Annotated in this window: 16 protein-coding genes and 2 pseudogenes; 6 read left to right on the top strand and 12 right to left on the bottom strand. The window is 40.9% G+C overall.

Features of this window, described 5'->3' with window-relative positions:
* Positions 1-53 precede the first annotated feature (53 nt).
* A complete protein-coding gene (locus tag ACMAZD_RS05825; RefSeq protein WP_435248888.1) occupies positions 54-359 on the top strand; it encodes a DUF6482 family protein in 306 nt (101 codons plus the stop codon).
* A 605-nt stretch (positions 360-964) separates the two neighbouring features.
* Here ACMAZD_RS05825 and ACMAZD_RS05820 read toward each other — a convergent pair.
* From ACMAZD_RS05820 to ACMAZD_RS05810, 3 genes are all read right to left on the bottom strand, one after another.
* Positions 965-2,794: an NACHT domain-containing protein gene (locus ACMAZD_RS05820; protein ID WP_435248887.1), complete on the bottom strand. Its 1,830-nt coding sequence runs from the start codon at positions 2,792-2,794 to the stop codon at positions 965-967.
* A 679-nt stretch (positions 2,795-3,473) separates the two neighbouring features.
* On the bottom strand, positions 3,474-4,229 hold the full coding sequence (locus ACMAZD_RS05815; protein WP_435248886.1) for a hypothetical protein: 756 nt from the start codon (positions 4,227-4,229) through the stop codon (positions 3,474-3,476).
* Between the two features lie 869 nt (positions 4,230-5,098).
* On the bottom strand, positions 5,099-5,368 hold the full coding sequence (locus ACMAZD_RS05810) for a hypothetical protein (RefSeq protein WP_435248885.1): 270 nt from the start codon (positions 5,366-5,368) through the stop codon (positions 5,099-5,101).
* Positions 5,369-5,576: 208 nt separating this feature from the next.
* On the opposite strand from ACMAZD_RS05810, the gene ACMAZD_RS05805 reads away from it, so the two are divergent.
* Complete coding sequence (locus ACMAZD_RS05805; protein WP_435248884.1) at positions 5,577-6,212, top strand: recombinase family protein; 636 nt, start codon at positions 5,577-5,579, stop codon at positions 6,210-6,212.
* 66 nt (positions 6,213-6,278) lie between these two features.
* Here the strand turns inward: ACMAZD_RS05805 and ACMAZD_RS05800 are convergent, their stop codons facing one another.
* Positions 6,279-6,650, bottom strand: coding sequence for a helix-turn-helix domain-containing protein (locus ACMAZD_RS05800; protein WP_435248883.1), 372 nt, complete (start codon positions 6,648-6,650; stop codon positions 6,279-6,281).
* Positions 6,651-6,701: 51 nt separating this feature from the next.
* Between ACMAZD_RS05800 and ACMAZD_RS05795 the strand changes: the two genes are divergently transcribed.
* Positions 6,702-7,895 (top strand): IS91 family transposase, encoded by a 1,194-nt coding sequence (locus ACMAZD_RS05795; protein WP_435248882.1) that lies wholly within the window; start codon positions 6,702-6,704, stop codon positions 7,893-7,895.
* A gap of 240 nt (positions 7,896-8,135) precedes the next feature.
* Here ACMAZD_RS05795 and tnpA read toward each other — a convergent pair whose 3' ends face one another.
* From tnpA to ACMAZD_RS05760, 7 genes are all read right to left on the bottom strand, one after another.
* Positions 8,136-8,564, bottom strand: coding sequence for an IS200/IS605 family transposase (tnpA, locus tag ACMAZD_RS05790; protein WP_435248881.1), 429 nt, complete (start codon positions 8,562-8,564; stop codon positions 8,136-8,138).
* Between the two features lie 1,122 nt (positions 8,565-9,686).
* Positions 9,687-10,163 carry a hypothetical protein gene (locus tag ACMAZD_RS05785; RefSeq protein ID WP_435248880.1) on the bottom strand — a complete coding sequence of 159 codons (477 nt, stop codon included), beginning with the start codon at positions 10,161-10,163 and terminating at the stop codon, positions 9,687-9,689.
* Entirely contained in the window at positions 10,163-10,639 is a 477-nt protein-coding gene (locus tag ACMAZD_RS05780; RefSeq protein WP_435249403.1) for a hypothetical protein, read from the bottom strand. The genes ACMAZD_RS05785 and ACMAZD_RS05780 overlap by 1 nt, the downstream gene beginning before the upstream one ends.
* Positions 10,560-10,820, bottom strand: coding sequence for an HNH/ENDO VII family nuclease (locus tag ACMAZD_RS05775; protein ID WP_435248879.1), 261 nt, complete (start codon positions 10,818-10,820; stop codon positions 10,560-10,562). The genes ACMAZD_RS05780 and ACMAZD_RS05775 overlap by 80 nt, the downstream gene beginning before the upstream one ends.
* Before the next feature lie 377 nt (positions 10,821-11,197).
* Positions 11,198-11,821: a DUF4272 domain-containing protein gene (locus ACMAZD_RS05770; RefSeq protein ID WP_371715199.1), complete on the bottom strand. Its 624-nt coding sequence runs from the start codon at positions 11,819-11,821 to the stop codon at positions 11,198-11,200.
* A 12-nt stretch (positions 11,822-11,833) separates the two neighbouring features.
* Positions 11,834-18,874 carry an RHS repeat-associated core domain-containing protein gene (locus ACMAZD_RS05765; RefSeq protein ID WP_435248878.1) on the bottom strand — a complete coding sequence of 2,347 codons (7,041 nt, stop codon included), beginning with the start codon at positions 18,872-18,874 and terminating at the stop codon, positions 11,834-11,836.
* Positions 18,875-18,898: 24 nt separating this feature from the next.
* Positions 18,899-19,237 carry a hypothetical protein gene (locus ACMAZD_RS05760; RefSeq protein WP_435248877.1) on the bottom strand — a complete coding sequence of 113 codons (339 nt, stop codon included), beginning with the start codon at positions 19,235-19,237 and terminating at the stop codon, positions 18,899-18,901.
* A gap of 183 nt (positions 19,238-19,420) precedes the next feature.
* On the opposite strand from ACMAZD_RS05760, the gene ACMAZD_RS05755 reads away from it, so the two are divergent.
* Positions 19,421-19,720 (top strand): hypothetical protein, encoded by a 300-nt coding sequence (locus tag ACMAZD_RS05755; RefSeq protein ID WP_435248876.1) that lies wholly within the window; start codon positions 19,421-19,423, stop codon positions 19,718-19,720.
* A gap of 11 nt (positions 19,721-19,731) precedes the next feature.
* On the opposite strand, the pseudogene ACMAZD_RS05750 reads toward ACMAZD_RS05755, so the two are convergent.
* Positions 19,732-20,481: pseudogene (locus ACMAZD_RS05750) on the bottom strand (group II intron maturase-specific domain-containing protein); the annotation flags it as partial.
* On the opposite strand from ACMAZD_RS05750, the pseudogene ACMAZD_RS05745 reads away from it, so the two are divergent.
* Positions 20,478-20,714: pseudogene (locus ACMAZD_RS05745) on the top strand (IS91 family transposase); the annotation flags it as partial. The pseudogenes ACMAZD_RS05750 and ACMAZD_RS05745 overlap by 4 nt on opposite strands.
* Before the next feature lie 121 nt (positions 20,715-20,835).
* On the top strand, positions 20,836-21,408 hold the full coding sequence (locus ACMAZD_RS05740; protein ID WP_435248875.1) for a heparin lyase I family protein: 573 nt from the start codon (positions 20,836-20,838) through the stop codon (positions 21,406-21,408).
* Positions 21,409-21,411 lie beyond the last annotated feature (3 nt).

The raw sequence follows: 21,411 nt of genomic DNA, 5'->3' as shown, positions 1-21,411 counted from the left end.
GGTGATCGATTTTATTACGGCAGACGCAAAGCCACGGATCAAGGAGGTACCTAATGTCTATGCCACTAAGTAAACTGGAAAAATTTTTCTATTTCGACAAGCTGGTCATCCACTCTCTCGATCTTGCTCTGTATCAAGTCTCGGTTGTAGTCGACGGAAAGGAACACTTTGTTACTGACGATAAAGGGAAGTTTTTAAGGGCGCATTCGATATTGGAGTTGCAAAAGCAATGTCGTAACTTGAAAGCGAACAAACAGGTGCTTCGCCAGAAAAGTGCCTACGATGAAATGGTTGGGCAGCCAAGTAGGAGTAATACTAACGAGCTGGAAGTGTTGCTAAGAGACAACGAGCTCTATTGAATTTAGATTGAAAGGGGAGAAAGTGCGAGTTAGGTTTGTTATATCGCACCCTACCCTTACTAATTAACTTGAGATCGGTTTAAGCCATCACCATCAATCCTGTCTTTTCAGTGTTTGTGATGTTGAGTGATGGCTTCTCTGGTTTCCTGACTTGCTAATTATGGTTTTGCGAAGATGATTCTTGTCCAAAAGCGAGCTATAGGTCATAGAAACACTGTTGCCAATATGCGTTTGTGTGCCTATTATTAACTTGCTTACTTTGAATATCATCATGTCACCCATATTTTGCCCACTTTCTTAACTTCAATCCGTGGGCTTTTTTTTCACTTTGCCATACCTTAAGTTATTCATGAATTTCTAATATTCGATTCACACTAATATTCGATTTGCCGAAACGCATTTTTGCCCCATTATTCGTTAGATAAAATACTCTAAACTATTTTGGTGCGCTTGCTTTCCCTACTAAATCTAATCCAACTTAAAATTATAGAACATGCTGATTTTGTGCTTAAACATATTTAGCTGAATTATGGGAGGTTGCATATAAGTATGGAATAGCTCCGTACAATGAACGTCAATCTTTGAATCAAATAAACATTCTTGAGTTATATTCTAAGAATATCATCTTTAGTTGAAAATTGCTTCTCTGACTTATCAATGATTCTCTCAAAAGCTTTATTAATACTATCCCAGAAATAATAAGTATTGTGATAAATCATATCATTACAATCACCAATATCTAACCATTCAAGTATTTTTATAGTCATTTCTTTATCATCATCCATCAATAACCCTTCGGAACATTCTGTAATCATATCTTCTGACAAAAAATCTAAAATGCTAGGACAGGAGTTGTCTATTTCATCTTCTATGTCGAGAAAATAGATAATAAATTTAACTTTTTTAACAGTTGCCATTTCTTTTTTATTAAGTTTGTTGACTTTTGTTAAAGTTAAATTGGAATCACTATTTTTATAGATATATATACTTTTTATTTCGGAAAAATATTCTATAACAAAATCACTACTATCCCTAACATTATTAATGTCATTCAAGATTGGGTTTATGAAATAATTAATAGTGTTGGTTGAGTCTATATCAGTTAAAAATTTAATTACCTGACAGTAGTTTGAAATATTATCACTTTCTAAAAGGTTGCTATAGAAAATTTCTTTTTCAGCCTTGCCGAAATTAGCTACAAATTTAGCTGCATAGAATTCAGCAATTGTCTTGTGTGCAAAAAAAACACTCCCTGACTCTTCAATAATAAGGCTAAACCTTCCTACTAGATCATTGAAAATGATGAGTGGATTACAATCGTACCTGACTGTTAATTCATTTGCTCGACTTATAATTTTTATAGCTTGGTTCTTGGTGATATTCAAATTACTATTTTTAAATATATAAATATAGCAGAAAGCATGCAGTATTTTCTCTAGAGATTTACTGGTTATACGTTCTTTTTGAGAGCAATTTCCTTTTGAGATCTCATGTCTTAATGTTATAAAATCAAACAGTGGTTCATAGAAATCAGCAGATACTTTTGGAGGGGAATCAAACTCACTATACATTAACATATAGATTTCAACTAATAATGGAGAGGACAAAATTGATACTAAAGATTTAGAGTGTTTTATTGAATCAATTATTTTTTCTTTGTCTTCTTCAGATAAATTTATATCTGTTTTTTTTATTTTTTTTATAATATCATCTGATTTCAATCTTTTAATTTTAAAACGCTCTATGAACGTTAGTGAGTTATAATTTGTCACACTAGGCCTAGTAGTTAAAACAAACTTTGTGTCATATTTTAATGCGCAATCTTCTATTATCTTGTTTAAATAAAGGTAGTTCTCGCTTTCAACCTCGTCATAACCATCAAATAGCAAAATCAAGTGACCTTTTTTTAACATAGATTCGCAAATTTCATCATTCACGTCAAAGCCAATGGAACACAATTCACTAAGTATCAATTTTGATAATGATGGATTTTCTGACCAGTCGATATTTCTTAAAGTTATTAATATCGGAATGAGTAACTTATCGTTATTTATGAGATTACTGGCTAATTTTTTAAGCACAGTGGTTTTACCTGAACCAGCATTACCTTCTAAACATATATTATCATAAAATTCTAAAGCATAATCTAATTTAAAATAACATTCTGTCTTAATATTAGCAACATTAACATCAACGAAAAAACTATCAATGTGAATGTTTTTATCTGAGCATATAGTTTTACAAGTTAAATACTTACTTTCAAAACTTTTTATTTGCCCTTTTTTAAAGAGAGCGTTTTGTAATTTGATAATATCATCATGCTCTCTTATTTCTTTGAATTTACTCTCTATCTTTTTTGTTGTTTTATTTGAAATAAATTTCACTATCTCTGTTTGAATTAACTTTTCAATTAAATTTATAGATGTTTGGTACATGAGTATTTTAAAAACAAATAATTTTTGTTACTTTATCACTTCTTGTTAAATTATTCTATAATTTTTCTATTGAAATAGATATACCAAAACGATCGGATTAAATAATCCCGTAGTCACAGTCATGCCCTTTCTCAGATATCATCGATACCTTCATGTAGAAGGCTGAGGGAGGGGCGACCATTCCGTTATAATAGGAATAATAAACACCGAACTTTAAGTAGTTGGACAACAGTTATGTTAGCATGGTCAACTAATGTCCCATCGATGCACTAAGAGTTTTTAAGATAAACAATTTTTTAAATAACCCCTACCACTTTTGATTTGAATAGCATTATTGATTCTATCAATAAAAACATGTATCTACACCAAGATTTGGATAAATCTACTAAACTCAAAGATATTTTTTTAGGAAACTACAGTTCCTTATCGTTTCTCCTCTTTGAACGATAAGGAATTATCTGATTAAGAGAAGGAAACATGGGAAAAAATCATGTGTGATCTTGGTTTTATTCACGAGTATAACTATGAATTTTTTCATTCTTAGATAAGTAAAATTGGCCCCCAATTGGGAGCCGTTCTTCGTTACGGTGTTACGTAATTAAACGAACACCGATTTCTGACTTTGTATATGCTAGATTTACTACAATGAAACTTCATCTTAATCGTGAGGTTTATTAAGTCACTTCCGTAATTTAAATGCCCATTTATAAAACCAGATGCCGGCGTCAGATAATGATAAGACAAAATCTCTATTTGAAATCCCATCAGGTGTTCTAGCAAGTAATCCCATACCAAGTAAATCCTGAGAAATTAGTCTGATAACAAATGGGTCGTAATGTTCAAAATTTGATGGGATATAATCAAAAAATTCACTTTCCATTGATGTTACATCTTCGGGAGTGAACTTAAAGAAATTATGCCCTTCACCAGAAAGCTTAATTATTTCTCCTTTTTCATTGATTAACTGGTAGGTCTTTGCATTCCTGCAAGCATCTAAAACTAGCAGATGTAATTCTGTCATACGAAATAACCACATTTTACAAGCGTTGGCTTCTTCGAATGATTCTTCACCTAGTAACTTGTTAATTAAAATTGTTGCTACATATGGTTGCATTGCGCTTGATACATTTAAGGAAGAAGACACTAAATCATAAATAAATTCGGAAAGTTTACTATGTTGATGTTCATGGATTTCAATTCGTCTATCGAGCTTATCTAAACGATTAGTAAGATCGTCAAATAAAGTAATAAGCTTATCTCTTTCTACATTTGAAGTAACTTTTCCCGTGAAATACGAAAAAAATCCTGAAAGTAAGGGACCGGCTACAGGATGAGCAAAAGGTAAGACATTTTCGATAGTCTTAATTGTTTTAGGGTATTCAGTACAGGTTAATTCTATACCCAATTCCCAATCGTGCTTATTTAATGGAAGCATTAATTACCTCTTAAATGAGTTATGACTGGATGCTCTTTTAACGTGCAATAAAATTCAGTTCGAAGTAATAAAGGCAGGTTGAGGGCAGCCTTTTTGAGTCACAAGATATCACTAACAAGTCAATTGGAAGGTAAGTCTTTTATGTGAATCATCGCTTATGTTGTGGCTTTTGCTTATGAGAATCAACGATAACATGACGATTTAACATAACTGCACTTGGCCTGCACTTAACCCTAGCTTCCTATCAGTGCGATCTTTGTTTCAGACTCACTGCTGGAAACATACTTTGCCATACTTGTGGTTATTCGTAGTTTGCTAATTTAGCAAAAGCGCTGGCAAATAAATGTCCAAAAACTTCTCAGGTTGAATTTTTACCCGTGGCATTTTCTAGCTCGAAAACCAAAAATTATTTAGTCGGCAAGTTAGTTAACTTGTGATGTTTCGATTGTTTTGCGTGAGGGAGGGGACTTGCACCGATAGAAATCAGTTATTAAACCCCGTTGTTAGGATAGAGGGTATAAGCATCGCTAAAGCTAATAGATGTCAGGGTGCTGCACATTAATTTATTGATTAATAACGGCTTTAAGTCTTCGTGTTTAAGGGTGCAATATATGTGTGTCACAGAAGTTGATTCTGAAGACAACATCTTTTCTAACTGGTTTTCATTGAAAACATACACTAAGGAACTTGCATCTAACCGCTTCAAAACATAACCTACCAATGTGCAACGGTGTGATTATATGTCGGTTTTTTTTGGAATAGTAGCCCTTTATCTGATTTGTACGATAATTCCAATGAAATTCAATTCAAATTTTCCGACTTTTCGAGCCCTAAAAACCCGTAATCAGCACAGTAAAGCTCCACCTTTTTCAGTCTAGCCAAGACAGCGCCATCTCAAATCCCTCTGGCGTTATATTGATATACCAATCTAAATCCACTTTCTTACGCATGATTAGCCCGCGCTCCTCTAGTGTTTTGCATGAGACTCGAAAATTGTTCGGGTGGATATCTTTTTGAAGCAAATGATTCACGGCCTGGTTGATGACGGTTGATTTACCTTTTTTCACACCTTTGGTGAACGCTTTGGCCAAACAACTCAACACAGCTTTTTGAATTTGGCTCATTCTGACTTCCGACATCACCTTTCCTTTAATCATTTTAGCAATGATTAGATAATACCATCCTTATCCATTGCTGCAATGAATAATCTTCTAGTTATGATAATTGACTATGTCATATAGGTATACCGAAATGACACTGGTCATTTTTGGCAATGAAACAATATATGTCATAATATAAATGACACACCCTATAAAGTCATAACTTAAACGTCATAGAAAGGGCATTATGTACATATTTGGATACCTAAGAGCATCAACAAGTGAGCAGGATGCAGAAAGAGCAAAAGGCATTCTTTCTGATTTTGTCGAACAAAAAGGCATGCGTGTTGCTGCTTGGTATGTTGAGCAAGAATCTGGTGCTTCACTGCAAAGACCTAAATTACTTCAATTACTCAATGATGCTAAAAAAGGGGATGTCGTCATCATTGAGCAGATTGGTCGACTTTCACGTTTAAATGAAGCAAGTTGGTCTAAATTAAAGGAAATGCTATACAAGAAGGAATTGAAAGTTATCAGCCTAGATTTACCGACCAGTCACATTGCACTGGCCCCGGAAATTTCTGATGAGTTCACGAACTCAATGATCAAAGCCATCAATAACATGATGATGGACATGTTGGCTGCAATTTCTCGAAAAGATTATGAAGACAGACGCCGACGCCAAAAACAAGGTATCGAGAAGGCGAAGAAAGAAGGGAAGTATCAAGGAAGAAAGCCAGATTTAGAGCTGCATGGAAAAATCTACAAGCTTAGAGTGGGTAACCAGATGAGCATCAACGAGACAGCCAAAATGATAGGCGTCTCAGCGAGAACCGTTGTACGTGTCGTTAAGAAGATGAATGCTCAGCGCGAAGGTGAATAGGTGAGTGTGTCCTACTTAGGTTTAGGCTCTGTGATGGCAGACCAAGTGAAATGGAATAGTGCAGCTTCACCTACCTTGTCGTTGAGAGGCTGTGTCTTTGATTTTGACAGCGAAGTTACTACGACTAATACCCAATAACTTCGCGGCTTTTGTTTGATTGCCACGAGTATGCACAATTACGGCTTTAAAAACTTCATCTTTGATCATCGCCATGACCCAGGAAACGTCGGTATTTTGGGCTTTATCGAGCAACATCGGTTCAAGGTAGGTTTGTAAGTGTTTCTGGATAGCCTTGTGGCTAATGATTTTAATATCTTTGTTCATTGAGTGGGAGTGAGACTGATGAAAGACTAAATTATCACCCATCACTATTGACAGATCAATCAGCAAAGCTGAACCGGCGACGGTGTCGCCTGAGCGGCCTACGGCCGAAAACAAAGAGACTCAACCTACTAGGGTGCTTTACATGAATCGTTTATCCTATAGGTCATGCATCCGAATAAGCCCATCAAACAACTCTTCAATGCCAACGATACTTGGCTGAACTACCTCAATAAGTACCGAGAAACCCTCCGAACCGTCGTCATTGAAAACGTCACCAAGATGCTCGCTTGCAGTACCGCTGCTTTTGGCTCTAAAGAGTATCGATGCAGTCATGCTGACTGCACCCATCACAAATACATTCACCAGACGTGTAAATCTCGCTTTTGCAGCAGTTGTGGCATAAAAGCCACAGAGCGGTGGATACGAAAGCAGCAACATATCTTTCCTGAGTGTGAGTATCAACACGTTACGTTGACGCTACCACACACTTTGTGGCCAATCTTTCGGGATAATCGTTTTCTTCTCAATCATCTCTTTAGCTGTGCAGCCAAAACCTTCTTAGGATGGGCAAAGCAACTCGATATCGATATTGGTGTGTTCTGTGCACTTCATACCTACGGCAGAAAGCTGAATTGGAATGTGCACATCCATTTGTCTGTCACACGTGGTGGTTTATGTAAGAAGACAGGTCTATGGAAGTCCATTTTCTTTAAAGCTAAGACCACTGAGAAGTGTTGGCGTACCGCTATCACTCAACTTCTCAGCTCCAATTACTCAGAGTTAGACTTGAGTGGAGAGGACTGCCCTTTCATTCGTAATGATCAAGATTGGTCCCGATTTTTAACCAGCCAATATTGCCGTCGATGGAAACTGCACTTTGCTAAGAAAACGGCCAATGTGACCCCCACCATGACCTACATGGGTCGATACCTAAAGCGGCCACCGATATCGGCGTCTAGGTTACGACATGATTTCCAAGGAGGATTAGTGACATTTGATTATCTTAATCATAGGAATGGTCAGACGGAATCCCTCATTTTGAGTCCAGAAGCTCTGATAGAGCGCATGATTGAACATATTCCTGATAAGCACTTCAAAATGATTCGATACTTCGGTTTTCTATCAAACCGACGTCGTGGTGAGATGCTCCCTAAGGTCTACGATGCCTTAGGCATCGCCCCTAAAGACGCACCTGAAATGCCCGGCTACGCCGCCATGTTGAAAGGGTATGTGAAGGTTGATCCGTTTGAGTGCATTCTTTGTGGGCACCGTTTAACGTTTCTTCGCTTTAGGGCTGGGGAGCCGCTGTCAGAGCTGGTCCACCATGCTCTGGTTCAAGCCCAAATCAGGTCAATTTAGGCATTTCTTAGGATGAGAGTATCTGAAATAGCGAAAACAGCGTGAAAGTGTTCAACAAACATCCGTGTTTAGATTGTAGAGCAGAAGTTAGGTCTGTCCGGGACTCATTCTGACGTGAGTTATGCCGCGATTGTTCAGGTCAGGAAACATTGAGATTCCTTACCTTCGAGATATGGTGTAACCGATTCGTGCAAAAGCCACTAGAGTAGATACCCCCGTGCATGCACGGGGTACTTACTGTTACAACTCCATGCGGAGTTGACCAGAATCCTTTTCGCCCTGGTGTCTAACGTAATTCGCTATAACTTGTTCATTCACGCCTACGCTACTGACAAAGTAACCTGGCGACCAAACAATGTTCTCTTTCCAGTAAACCTTACTTAGCCAACTGAACGTTTTTCGCATGTGGTGCGACGATTGGCTTTTTAGTTTACCCATGACGTCTGACATACTGTATTTCGGTGGGATAAGCATCATCATATGCAAATGATCTTCATCAAAGCCTATCGTCTCGATCTCAACGCCAGGTAAACTTCGCAGTAACTTTGGCATAACCTTCCGTAGGTAGCTGCACATACCAGGATTCAGGATTTTCCGACGGTACTTAGTTACCCAAACTACGTAATATTTCGTGTAGTAGACACTATGGGACGAGGTGTAATATTGCATTTATCCATCGTACCGTCTCCAAAGGCATTCATCCACGGGTAAACCCGTGGTTTTCTGTATCCACAGAATAAAGTTTACCAGTGCTCAACACAACAAATACCTTCATGAATAGTTTAATGAGTTCTTGTTTATGTATGGTTTATGCTGGCTTCTATATGCTTGCATGTAGAGTCAGTATAAAGCCGACAGAGCGAAGCGGCGTCAGTATCACTAATATAGAGAAAACTGTTCATTTTGAATGTTTAAGATCAAAAAATCAGGCGAAACAAAAGGGAGTGACAACTCCTTAACATTTATTGGAGTTCTGTAATTAACTGTCAAGTGGGAATTGGTGAGTATCGAGAGGGAAGTTGGGTGATTTCTGCCATTCCGTAGCTATTAGAGAATGGAGCCTGCAAAAATCACCCTAATTTGGACTATTGAACATATTCTACACAACATACACCTGTAACAACCATACGGTAAAACAAAAAGCCTCATAAGCTAATTATTAAAAGCTCTTGGTGTGGAACATAAAAAAACCCACTCTCAGACTGGGTGAAAGTGGGCAAAGTAGGTATTACAAGATTTCAAGCAAATTATGCGCGAAAATTATATGCAATCAGGATAACAAAGACAACTGACAGCTCTCAATAAATGGACAAAAACCACTTAGACCTAATACTCTAATTTGTTTTATTTGGATTACTTATTTTTGGATAAAATGGGTAATCATTAAAACTTGGCTTGACCTAATATGCATATTTACCCAAAAAGGAAGTCGACAAACAACAGGGAATTTCACAGAAGACACTCGGAAGTTTTTGCTCAATGACTCCAACGGCTCTAGCTGCTATTGCATCACTCGCAGCTTTATTAGCTCGGACTGTACTCTTGGTAACATCAGAATACCCTGACGTTCATCATAGATATCAAAGCACATAACCCTAGTGACATTAGTATCTTAAAGCACTACACCACAGTGCTTTCATTATGTTATCTATTTTCATCCCTAAATGCACTTCTAGCTTAAAAATGATGTACTGGTGCGTCTAATCAAGTATCAGTTCAGAAGGTGGGATTCTGGAAGGTCAAGAGCTAACGGATAAAAGAAAGCCCGCTGGGTGCGGGCTTTTCTTGTAGTTAATCTATCTCTGTTCTATTAAAAAACTGACTTAAAGATCCACATACAAGTTCAATCTCACTCTCGGGATATTCTCCGTCATCTGATACAAACTCATGCGGTATACGAACCAAAGGAGGATCATCATTATCATTTAACACTTTTAAAAAATAAGGATCTCCCGATCCAGTTAGACAAGAGGCGACGGGCAAGTATCCTAATTTAAGTACTCCCTTTCCTGGATATACCTCTAATGCTTCCTCAAGCATTTGACGAACAGTAAACCACTTAAGGTCTGCGCCAAACTCTGATTCGTCATCTTCTTCATCCAAAGAAAAACAAACTCCAGCCAACGGAAAACTTTTCAATAAAGGCAATAGACTAGAAGGCACCAATCCATCTGGAAGTTGCTCAACCAACTGATTTATATCCTCTTCGGAAGCTTTCAACCCAGTCAACTGAGTTTCTATTTTTTTTATCTCAGATATAAGACTCATTATAATTCTAAAACCTTTGCTAACGGCCCGTCTTTACTCGCTAGGGCAGACCAACCTGGTTTAATTCCCTCAATCAAAGTTGCAAACAACTCATTATGAATCAGAATATTGGCTTTTACCCTTCCAGAATCATTACCCCAAGCAACGCTCACATCTGAAATAGTATCCACTACCTGAAATACATCATGAGTAATACCATTTACATAAGCTTGAGGGTTAGCAAATGGCATATTTTCTGGCTCTTTCCATTCGGGCTCAACAGGTGTACTACACCTGTTATAAAGCCAAACATCGCCAACTATAGATTCGGTTTCATCAAGAAGATAAGCATAGGCTACCCGTCCATCATCATTAAAAACAGTTGAATAACCGGTTCTATTATCGATAAATCTACCATCACATGTCATCAAATCGCCAACTATCCCACTCTCTTTTCCAATAATCTTTTTGCTCTTTTCGCCAAGCTTTTCTATCAATCTGTGAAGGTTCTTGGCCTGTATTAGGGTGGTTCTTTTTGAAATTATCCCCAAGCCTGTGATCGGTTCGAGTCATTTCATCTAGAGGCCCATCAGGTTTCTGATTTCGATGATGAAGCTCTACTGGATGCCCATCATTGCCGATTGGAGCATTCCCCTTTTTATTCGGAGATCCGCACAAATCACAATTAGGGATCTTCTTGCCTACACTCTTTGTAACATCAGAACACCCTGACGTTCATCCTAACCAACAATGCACATAACCCTAATACCATCAGTACCTTAAAGTGCCTACACCCCAGTGCTTTCTTAATGTTACCTATTTTAAATCCTAGATGCACTTTTCTCATTAACTGCCTATTTTTTCTGTATACAGTTACTGCACGGTACAGAAGCAGCTAAGGGAAGTAATAAGCGTGGGCCTGCGTCGAAATTGCAACAGCAGATAGAACAGGTAAGGCTACTGCCAAAAGCGAAGCAGCAGTTCGTGATGGAGATGTTGGATACTGTGCTTCAGCAAGCCGCACATTAAAAAGCCCGCATAATGCGGGCTTCAGCTTAGGTATCTAGGCTTATTTCATCCCAGTCATCAGTACATAACATCCACTCTAAAGCCCTACGCCTTTCGATAATTACGTGGCGACCAACGCCACCGTGTAAATCTTGATCATTCACCTCTGCATTAACTATCGCCCAATGAAGGCAATAGGCTAAATCACAGGCAGATATGATTTGAGCGATAGAACGATCTGCGAACTGAGCTTTGTATTCAGAAGAGCTTTTATCGTTTTTAATATCTGGGAAACGCTTAATCAAAGTATTGTCGCAGGTAGAATCAAACGGCATAGACTTAACTAAACCCAATGCCCAAGCAAAAGCATTTAACCCCTCTACCTGTGATTGAAAGAATGAAACGTCTCCTTCACCATCATTAAGAAAGCTCCTTTCTGAATCACTCAGAAAATCTATAACACCTTCCCGCGCCATCCATTGGATGGCTGAAGGCTTATCAAAACCATAAGAACAAGCAACAACAGCAAAGAGGGCTAAACTACGACCTACAATTTCTTCTTGTGGTCGCAACTTAATGTCATCATCAAACAGTGGCAAAGCTGTGTTTATTTCATAACCCAGCTTCTCTGCACTGTTCAATGATTTTTTACGTATATTTTGTAGATCCATAATATCCTTCAATTAGAAATGATCAGCAAACCCGCCAGTACCATCTTTATGTAATACATTTTGAAGGCTCTTATCTCGATGTATTTCTTTACGCAATAGTTGCATCGATCCCGGATTACCTTTTGGGTGATGCCATTCAGTACCTGGAGGATTTTTCAGCCCACTTTTGCCTGACTTCATGTGTTGGAGAACATCCTTATCAAGAAGATTGTTCATTCCTTTAGAAAAGCTAGAATCGTTTTCTAACGCATTAGCGAGCGCTTTATTAGCAGAATTACGGTGAGCACTTCGTGTGTTTCCGCTGATTGGAGCTTCGGTTAAGACTTCGTGGAAGTCTCCCCTCTTTGTAACATCGTTAACCTTATCTGCTAGCTTGTCAATGGCTTTGTCAAGGGGCTTGGGAGCTCTGGACTTAGCAAGAGCTACAGCGACCGCCATAGATTTTTCTGCAAAACTGGCATCCGCATCTAACACCGTATTAAATCCATCCATTAGATCTTCAACACCTAACAGACTGTTCATGCCCTTTTCTAGAGCTTCATCTCTCTTCTGAGGATCAAGTTCACCTGCAAATGCTTTAGCCCCCCATCTTGGTGTAGTATTAGGTTCCGGTTCAGGATCGTGAATTGTGTCATGAGAAGCTTGCCTATGATCCTTGTCTTTTCCACTGCCTAAACGATCCTTGTTTGGGTCATGAAGCCCTCCGTTTGGATCTTGATATGCTCCATCAGGGTCATTTTCTATTAGTCTAAAGCCTGTAGGATCAGTGTATTTTAAAGGGTTGTTCCAAACATATGAATAACGATTAAAACTACTTGTGACATAAGGAGCCTGAATAACCGTGTCAGCACTCAAGAACCGGCCTAATTCGGCATCGTAGATTCGGCCGTTCATGTGTATGAGGCCAACTTCCTCAATCTGTTCGTGCCCTGTGTAACCTCGGTTGGTGATCGCAGACTGGATAACCTCCGTCACATTATCACTGCGCCAGCTTATCGACCTTTGTTTACCCCAAGTGTCATAGCTGCGGCGTTCAACAACGTTGCCATACCCATCGGTGATCATGTCAACCGAATTAAGAGCGTCATAATGCAGGTAACGAACCTGCTTATTCTTTAGCTTATTCTCTGAATCACGAGTCTGTGTATTGAGTGCGATGAGTTTGCCATCGGCATAAACAAAGTGCTTATGTTGTACCTCACCATCACTCGCTTTAATGCGCTCGTAGGTTTTCCCAAAATAGAAAGTCTCGCTGCCATCGCTGCTCTTTTTCAAATAACGGTTATGGTTGGCATCGTAATAAAACTCAACACGCTGTCCATTTCGAGTGATCGTCGCCGGCTTATTAAACTCTGTCCACGTCAAGGTTCGTTCACTGGTGTTACTCCCATCACGCTGAGTGCGAATGAGGTTGCCCACAGAGTCGTACTGGTAATTCAAAGAGCCGGCTTTCGTGACGGCATGAGGACCCGCATGAACGCCGCTGTAGCTGTAACTTCCGATACCTGTCTTTAATTTTATATTACCAATTTGATCGTATTGATAGGTAAACGCCTGTGTTAAGTCAGGGTTGTTCACGCCGTGGCGAGCTTTATCACGCAAAGCAATCGAATTGCTGACGACTCGGTCTTGTGAGTCGTATCCCCAAGTGTCAATAATCCCCAATTGCAGATCATTACGATACGTGACGTTGTTATTGTCGTCGTAACGGTAATGCAGCTCCCTAATCGTCTGTTTACCATCACGAGTGGCAATAATGCCGGGCCTTCCCGTTGCTGCATGATGGGCATAGTCATTCAAGAGTCCATTCCCTAATACTTCTGATAACGTATGGTCATACGCATCGGTATCTTTACGCTGCCAATAATAGAGGTATGAACCACTCGCGACAGACGCCTCTATCTGGGACTGATCGAGTACCAGTTGTAAGTGATCCGCTTGTCCCACCTCTGTCGGTGTACCACAACTGCCCCATCGACTTGCCATACGAGCATGCTGTCCACCTAAGTTTTTGGCGTCATCACAATACAAGCCACTCAGCACAGCGACTTGTTCAACGAGACCCACTAACTTATCAGCAAGTTGTGTGTAGTGTTGTTGCTTATCCGCGGCTAAATTAGCTGCCGTATCAAGATCTTGAGCAGTATAGGCCAACTCATTTTTTGTACTTTGGTCTGGCGCGGCTACGTAAACATCTTCAGTGCTGAACAAAGAGGTTTGGTGATGGCCTTTGTTCTTAATAACAAAGTCATGAACTTGAGTGAGCGCCATTGCATCGAGAGTTTCTGTACTCACTTCAGTAAGGGAGGCATCATGCACTCTCGTACCTGAGGTGGTTTGTCGATAGTTCGATTCAAAGCGATAAGCCGTCCCTTCAATAACGGCTTCAACCGGTATCGAGGGTGTATTACCAATCAAGACCCACCCCATCGGCTTTAGGTAGCACTCGCCATCATCGGTACACCATTGAGCCATTTTGTGGTAACCCGCAACGTTGGCCATGGACGCACTGTCTAGACGATGCTCGTTGAGAGTCCCATCTTTTAGTGTCTGTGCTTTGCTTTGGTAAAAGTCTTTTTGCTTGGCGTACTTTTCTGCTCGGCTCAAGTAGGTGTTTGCTAGCGCAATAGCTTGATCAAGGAGCTGCTTAATCTCTCCACGGAACTTAGCGCTGGAAAACTCTTTGTCTGCCGCGCTGCGCGGGCTTCTCACCGCAGAGAGATAGCCATAAGGGTTGAATACATACTGGACTTCTAAAGTCTGACCATTGCCCGAAGCGCCGCCATTCGGACGCGTCTCTTTGGTTAATCGTTCATAATCATCGTAGGCATAGCGTGTAGAGAAAGTCTCAGAGCCCACTTTTATCGATACTTGTTGGGTCAGGCCTTGCGCGTTGTATTGATAATGGGTGCTTTGGCCGCGCCCACTAAACTGTGACAGCGTGCCGGGGGCACCATTTAAATCGTATTGCCATTCAGAGGTTTTCGTCCCCTCTTTCTGCTTAGTTTTCCGGCCAAGAACATCATATTCAAGGGTAGTAACAACACTGTTTGCGTCTTTCTTATAAGTCAGTTCACCCAACGCATTGTAGGTATAAGTCCAGTTACCTAAGTCAGGATCGATCAATCGATTACGATGGCCAAAGCTGTCGTAGTTGACGGTCGTCACATTGCCTTTTGAGTCTCTCGTCGTATGCAGTAGCCCGTCTGGGTAATAAGCATAAAACTGCTTCGCTTCTTGCGGCTCCTTTTTCTCTGTAATATAGCCCATGACGTTCACTACGCTGATATGGCTATTCCCTTTTGGATCGGTAGTTTTTGTCGTCAGACCATCATAAACAACTGTGGACTCAGCACGCCCACCATCGCTACTTGGTTCTGTTTTTTTCACCTCACGGTTTAATAGGTCGTAATCAAAAGTGACGGTTGGTGGGTTAACACTATCTCTTACAAAATGAGGGCGCGTCATGGAGCGTTTACGCCCATCCAAATCCCATGTCGTGCGCGAGTTCACCCACTGACCATTAAACCCTTGGTGTAGACGGCGTACTTCTCTGTCCGCATAGTCGTATAGCGTGATCGTTTTTCCACCGGAAGCCGCTTCAGTGATGGCACAACTGACCGTTCTATCTGTGGCGTAAGGGCACTGGTTACCAAGCTGGTAACTGAACTCTTGAGTGTTCCCTTTTCCAGGTAACTGCTCTGAGAGGATCCGACCAAACACATCGTAGTGATAATTCGAGGTGCGCTGTTTAAGGGCTCCGACTCGTTGTTTTAGAAGGCCATTGGCATCATAGCGTTCGCGAGTTATATGGTTTTTGGCGTTTTTAATGGTCTCTAAGTGCAAACCATTTTTGTAGGTATAGCTCTCTACACGGGGGGTGAGGCCGGTACCTGTTGTCGTGACTTGACGCACATTACCGAATTGATCGTATTCATAACTATCGCGTTGATATTTACTTTTGATCGTAGGGCTTAACGAGCCATAAGCATTTGCTCTTATGGTTCGGTCTTTAAGCAGTCCTCCCGCGTGATAGGTCATGGTACTCTCAACAACACGCGATTGACGCCCATCGTTAATGGTTACGATTTCCTTCACTGGAGCAGAAAGTTGCCAGAAATGGGTCGGGCTCTCAGTCATCATTTCATTATTGGTTGAAGCCGTCGATGTCATCAAGACGTCTTGACGAGAGGAGGAAGCTTGAACGGCCACCTCACCACATTCATAAGCGTTAACCGCATCAAACTGGGTTTGACTGGTCCGAACTAATGCACCAGAGAATTGGCTTTGTCCACTTGAGGTATTTGCAACGTGTTTCGCGTGATATTTAAAATATTCATCGTAACGTTTGGCTAAAATAGGCGTTGCTGGCGTGCCAATAAAAACGAAAACATCGCGGGGCTTAAAATAAATCTCACCACTTTCTGTGCAGTAACGAGTGAGCCCATTTGGATATTGAGTCAGTGTGACTGGCGATACCCCACCCCTTTGCTCTGCTATGCGATAGTTGAATCGAGATACATTGCTCCCCTTAGACAAATAGTCATAACTTGTGGTCTGAGTATACAGGCCAGCACCTCGGTGCTCACTACTGTATTCCGTAGTCTCTGATTGGATGTTTCCGAAACGGTCTACTTCGCGTACCGTAACTTCGCGTTTGTCGAATTTAGTCGCATCATTTCCAAACCACCATTTGGTTACATTATTGGCATAAACTTGGTAGTAACTTGCTTGATATCCTGGGAATACCTGGGTTTCATATTCGTAATCAACCGACGTGATCAATTGTTCCTGGTTTGGTGCCGACACCGTCGCCTTGAACACCTGTCTCTTGATCGGTTCGCCCGCTAATTTCAAATCACTTTGCTGATACTGAGTCACCGTCTTCGTGATAACGGTAGCCTGTTTGGTTTCAGATATCGATGAAAAGCCAAGAAAACCGCCGCCTTGAAGATGCGTTCTCGCGCCTTGGTATTGATAAGTATACGTCGTTCCATCGTACCCTTTAGGCTTTTTAGTCACTTTAGATACAAGATGATATTGGGGCGTTATTTGTTTAAATGGAAAGGCATTTAACACCTCGCTATCGGTCTCTTCCATCTGATACACGGAATCATCGGTTGCGGGGCGGTAATCAACGTGATAACTAACACCATACTCATTGAAGCGCTTTATCTTGTTGCTTGCCAACGAGTTTGAATAGTGTATCTGGACTTTACTGTGTTTATCGGCACGAGTAAGAATATCTATCTGTCCATCACCGTTGACATCGCGGAGTGCATAGATTTCGGTGCCAATATCAAAAATTGGGGGATCTAAAGCAATCGGATTGTTCCCATGCTGAGAACCCGATCTCTCTTTAAAACGCCCATTAGAGTTGAGATAGAACTTTCCTTTGTGTGTTAACTCTGGGTATCCGTCCCCCGTGATATCACCTAAAACTATCTCGTCTTTGCCCCCTACGGAGAGTGCGACTTCCAACGGCTTCGAAAACTTGCTACCGGTAAAATAGTGAATATAGAGCTTCCCTTTCCCTGTAGCAGGACCGGTCACGACATCCAGATAACCGTCTCGGTTGATGTCTGATAGGCTTTTTACTACTCGACCTTTCGGATCAGACAGCTTTCCACTAAACCCCGTTGCAAGTTCATAGCGGTAGTCACCATTCGAGATATCAAATCGGTATTTGTCATCACGCCCATCCCCATCAAAATCCGCGACCGAGAAACCGCTAATCAGTGTGTTCTTCCCATCGCCATTAAAGTCACCATACGTTGTCCCTCTGGAGTCATACTGACAAGCGTTATTGTTGCAGGAAGTAAAGCGACAATATTGAACTAGCGTGCCATTACCGTCATGGTATGAAGACGCGGCATCAACGGCACAGCTGTTATTAACTTTGAGCGTGGGTGATAGGATGCTTCCCGCTATAGAGAAAGCATTCAAATTAGCGTGTACTTTGTTCTTTAAATCTCGAACGGTCACTCGTCCAGTACGACTGTTTCGGCCCATCACGCCGTACAGGTTTGCTTTACCATCGCCATCCACATCAAAAAATCGCGGCGCATTATAGTCGGTATTTTCAACGTCTGAAAAAGCATTCGCGGTGTGCTCTTGCCAATCAAAAGTCACTGGGGTTGCACAACGTGTAGCGCCTTCGGATTGGGCACAATACTCTATTTCTTCTAACAGAGAGAGGCGCGAGCTCGACGGTGCTTTGTAGCGGAGCTCGTAGTGACCCGAAACCGCATCGTCGTTGTTAAAAGTAGTGACACCGCTGAGGCGATATCGTCTATCAATTTCCTTATCCGCTAAATATAAAAACTGCGCATCATTTCTCACTTCATACTCGAAAGCGACTCGTCCACCGGCATAGGTTATCTCACTGAGAGCAGGCGACTCGGATGACGCCAGTTTTTTATAAGTGTATGACAGCGTATTTTTGTTGGTTAAGTCGCTTTGTGAATGTATCAACCACTGATAAGTGCTACTGGTATTAGGTAATTGTGCACGGCTGTTTGAGTTTCGACCGTACTCAAACGTACTCCCGTCTTTGTGCCATACTTTGAAATACACGGGGGACCCATTGACTGAGCCATAAGACATGACTTTTTCATACCCGTTTTTCTCGGCGCGGTACTCTGTGTGCTCTTCTCCATCACGACCTGTTACCGCGATTAAGCGTTCCCCGTCCAGACAGAATCGGTCAGAGGAATCAAAGTTCACTCCTCCCCACTGTCCATCAATGGTTCGGCTTTGACCACAACGAGATATTTTAGACACACCGTCAATACGCCAGCCTTTTCCAAGTAAGCCATTACCTGCATTGCTGCGGTAAAAAAAGGAGAGTTCGGGTTGAACCCCTCCTCGACCTGGAGTGAGCTCGATAGGAAGTGTGTAAGTCGCTTGTCCTCCACTGGTGCGGTATTCTCCAGACAGGCGAATATTTGAACTCATAGAAGGCGTCATCGCCGCGACTTGGCCGGCAAAGGCTGCAAGTAATGTGTAGCCTAAGACCTTTGAAAATATCTCAGTAAAACGGTTGTAAGTCATATGATTATTCGTGTTAGAGGTAAATTAGTGATTGTCGTTTTGCAACTGATTAAGGCGTAGACGTAAAGATTCAATCGTTTTTGCATGATGATTATTACCCAGACGATTCATTTGATTGTTTATATCAGACTCAACAATCACATGTTCATCTTCGGGAGTTATCATTAATTTTTGAAGCTTAATAATGGGAATGGGGTAATCTGCGTTATTGCTAATTTTGTCACTTATTATTTCAGGCTTTGAATTTGGTAAAGAAATAACGTCACTCTTAGTTTCTTTATTAAAATAGAAGTAAAGAAGGCAGAAAACTGTAAGGCTGATAATTAAGAGTAGAGATGAAAAAGCCGAAAAGTGTTTAGTCATTTAAAAAATAATATTCATCTAGAAATAGTTAAGAATCCTATTATCTTTCCCACAAAAAAACAATACAAAAACTGATAATTGAGAGCTTTACATCATTAATTTTAATGATAGCATTGTGACAATTAAAACTAATTTAAATTAATGTTAACCACTAAAAAAATATGCTATGCATTATGAAGGACTATGAAGAAAAAACTATTGATGCTTTTACTTGCCACGACGAGTTATCATGCACATTCGGCAGGTAACTGGTATGGGCCGTATACTATAAGCAGTGTTGGTAAAGTGATGGCAGGGAAGACACACAAAGTTGTCATTACCGTTAATAAGCCTGTAAATACTGGTTGTGCTATCAATGATAGTACTAAAACGATGAAATATGCGTCGGGTGGACGACACTTGTTACCAAGTGCCGTCTCCCTGAGAACCCAGCGTGCAACTTTCACTGCACTAGGCTCAAGCCTCTACAAAGGCATCAAATGATACCCAGCAACTTATAAAGCAGTGAGAGCAGGTTCAATCCAAGAATTACGAGCTAACCTTTTGTGTTTCCTCTTTCCCAAGTATTCTTGGTATTGAGGGTTGAAAGGTGTCGCTGCGCTTCGGATCTTCACATGTCTTTCTATCGGTACTTTAGCTATTTGGAAAAGATTGAACTGGCAATCCATATCCTTTATCTTCTGCCAACCGTGAAACTGCCATTGGCCTTTTCGGTTGATGAAGTATTTTAGGGCGATCCAAGTTTTAGATTTTGTTGGATGTTGCCTTTTAGCCCAATACCATAGCGCTTGAAATAGTTTGTGACTAACATAACTGAATACCTGCTTAGCAACGCAGTGGCGATAATAGTTCGACCACCCTCTAAGCTTTGGGTTAATCAGTTTGATAAGGTCGTTCACCGTTAAGGTAACGTGCTTTTTGATGAGTCCGCGCAAGTTACTTAGGAACGTCAACGTGTTAGCCTTGCTCGGTTTAATGAGCAGTTTTCCTTTGTACTTCCTATGGTTGAACCCAAGGAAGTCAAAACCGTCGTTGATGTGAGTAATGTGCGTTTTCTCTTCGGATAACGTTAAGCCTCGAACCGCTAAGAAGTCAGCAATCAGTGGTTTGATATCGTTCTCCAACACTTCCTTTGAAGCGCAGGTGACAACGAAATCGTCGGTATATCCAATAAAGTTAGCTCTTGCGCCTTTTTTAAACGCGGTAGACTTAATGCGCTGCTCGAGACCCGATAACGTCATCAAACCGACGTCGTGGTGATATGCTCCCTAATGTCTACGATGCCTTGGGTGTCGCTCCTAAAGACGCACCTGAAATGCCCGGCTACGCCGCCATGTTGAAAGGGTATGTGAAGGTTGATCCGTTTGAGTGCATTCTTTGTGGGCACCGTTTAACGTTTCTTCGCTTTAGGGCTGGGGAGCCGCTGTCAGAGCTGGTCCACCATGCTCTGGTTCAAGCCCAAATCAGGTCAATTTAGGCATTTCTTAGGATGAGAGTATCTGAAATAGCGAAAACAGCGTGAAAGTGTTCAATTAACACCCGAGTTTCAATTGTAGAGCAGAAGTTAGGTCTGTCCGGGACTCATTCTGACGTGAGTTATGCCGCGATTGTTCAGGTCAGGAAACATTGAGATTCCTTACCTTCGAGTGTATGCTGCCAATGTTACTTTAAGATCAGCAGGTTGGTTTGATCTTGACGATCCTGTAAGAGGAAAAACCATTGTTTTACAATGGCACGCACATAGTGCGGGAATGTCTCCGAGAAGACCTAACTTAGCAATATTAACGGATGGACATGATTGGATTCTTAAGAGAACTTTTAAGGACAGTGCTTCTTCCACTGATTTTCAAAGAGAACAGGTTATATTAGGTAAGGCAAATTTAGACACACACTATAGTTGGGTAGTGGACTCCATTTGGTCTCCTAATGATAATGGGTTCATAAACATTGAATTAAATGGAAAGTCTGTTTATTCAAGAGTGGGTCCCAATGTATATGATGATGTTTTTATGGGGGACTATACACCCTACTTTAAAGCTGGTATCTATCACGCGTCTTGGAAGGAAATGCTCGGTAAAGAACATGATAGTTCACGCTCTGTTTATGTAGAACCATCATCAATTTCATCTCCTGAAACTATAGCATCTAATGTTATGTTTATTTTAAATTAAGGT

This window comes from Vibrio sp. nBUS_14 (assembly GCF_051201655.1).
Lineage (GTDB): Bacteria > Pseudomonadota > Gammaproteobacteria > Enterobacterales > Vibrionaceae > Vibrio.
The sequence above is the reverse complement of the archived record's forward strand: the minus strand, read 5'-3'. Positions and strand labels throughout refer to the sequence as shown.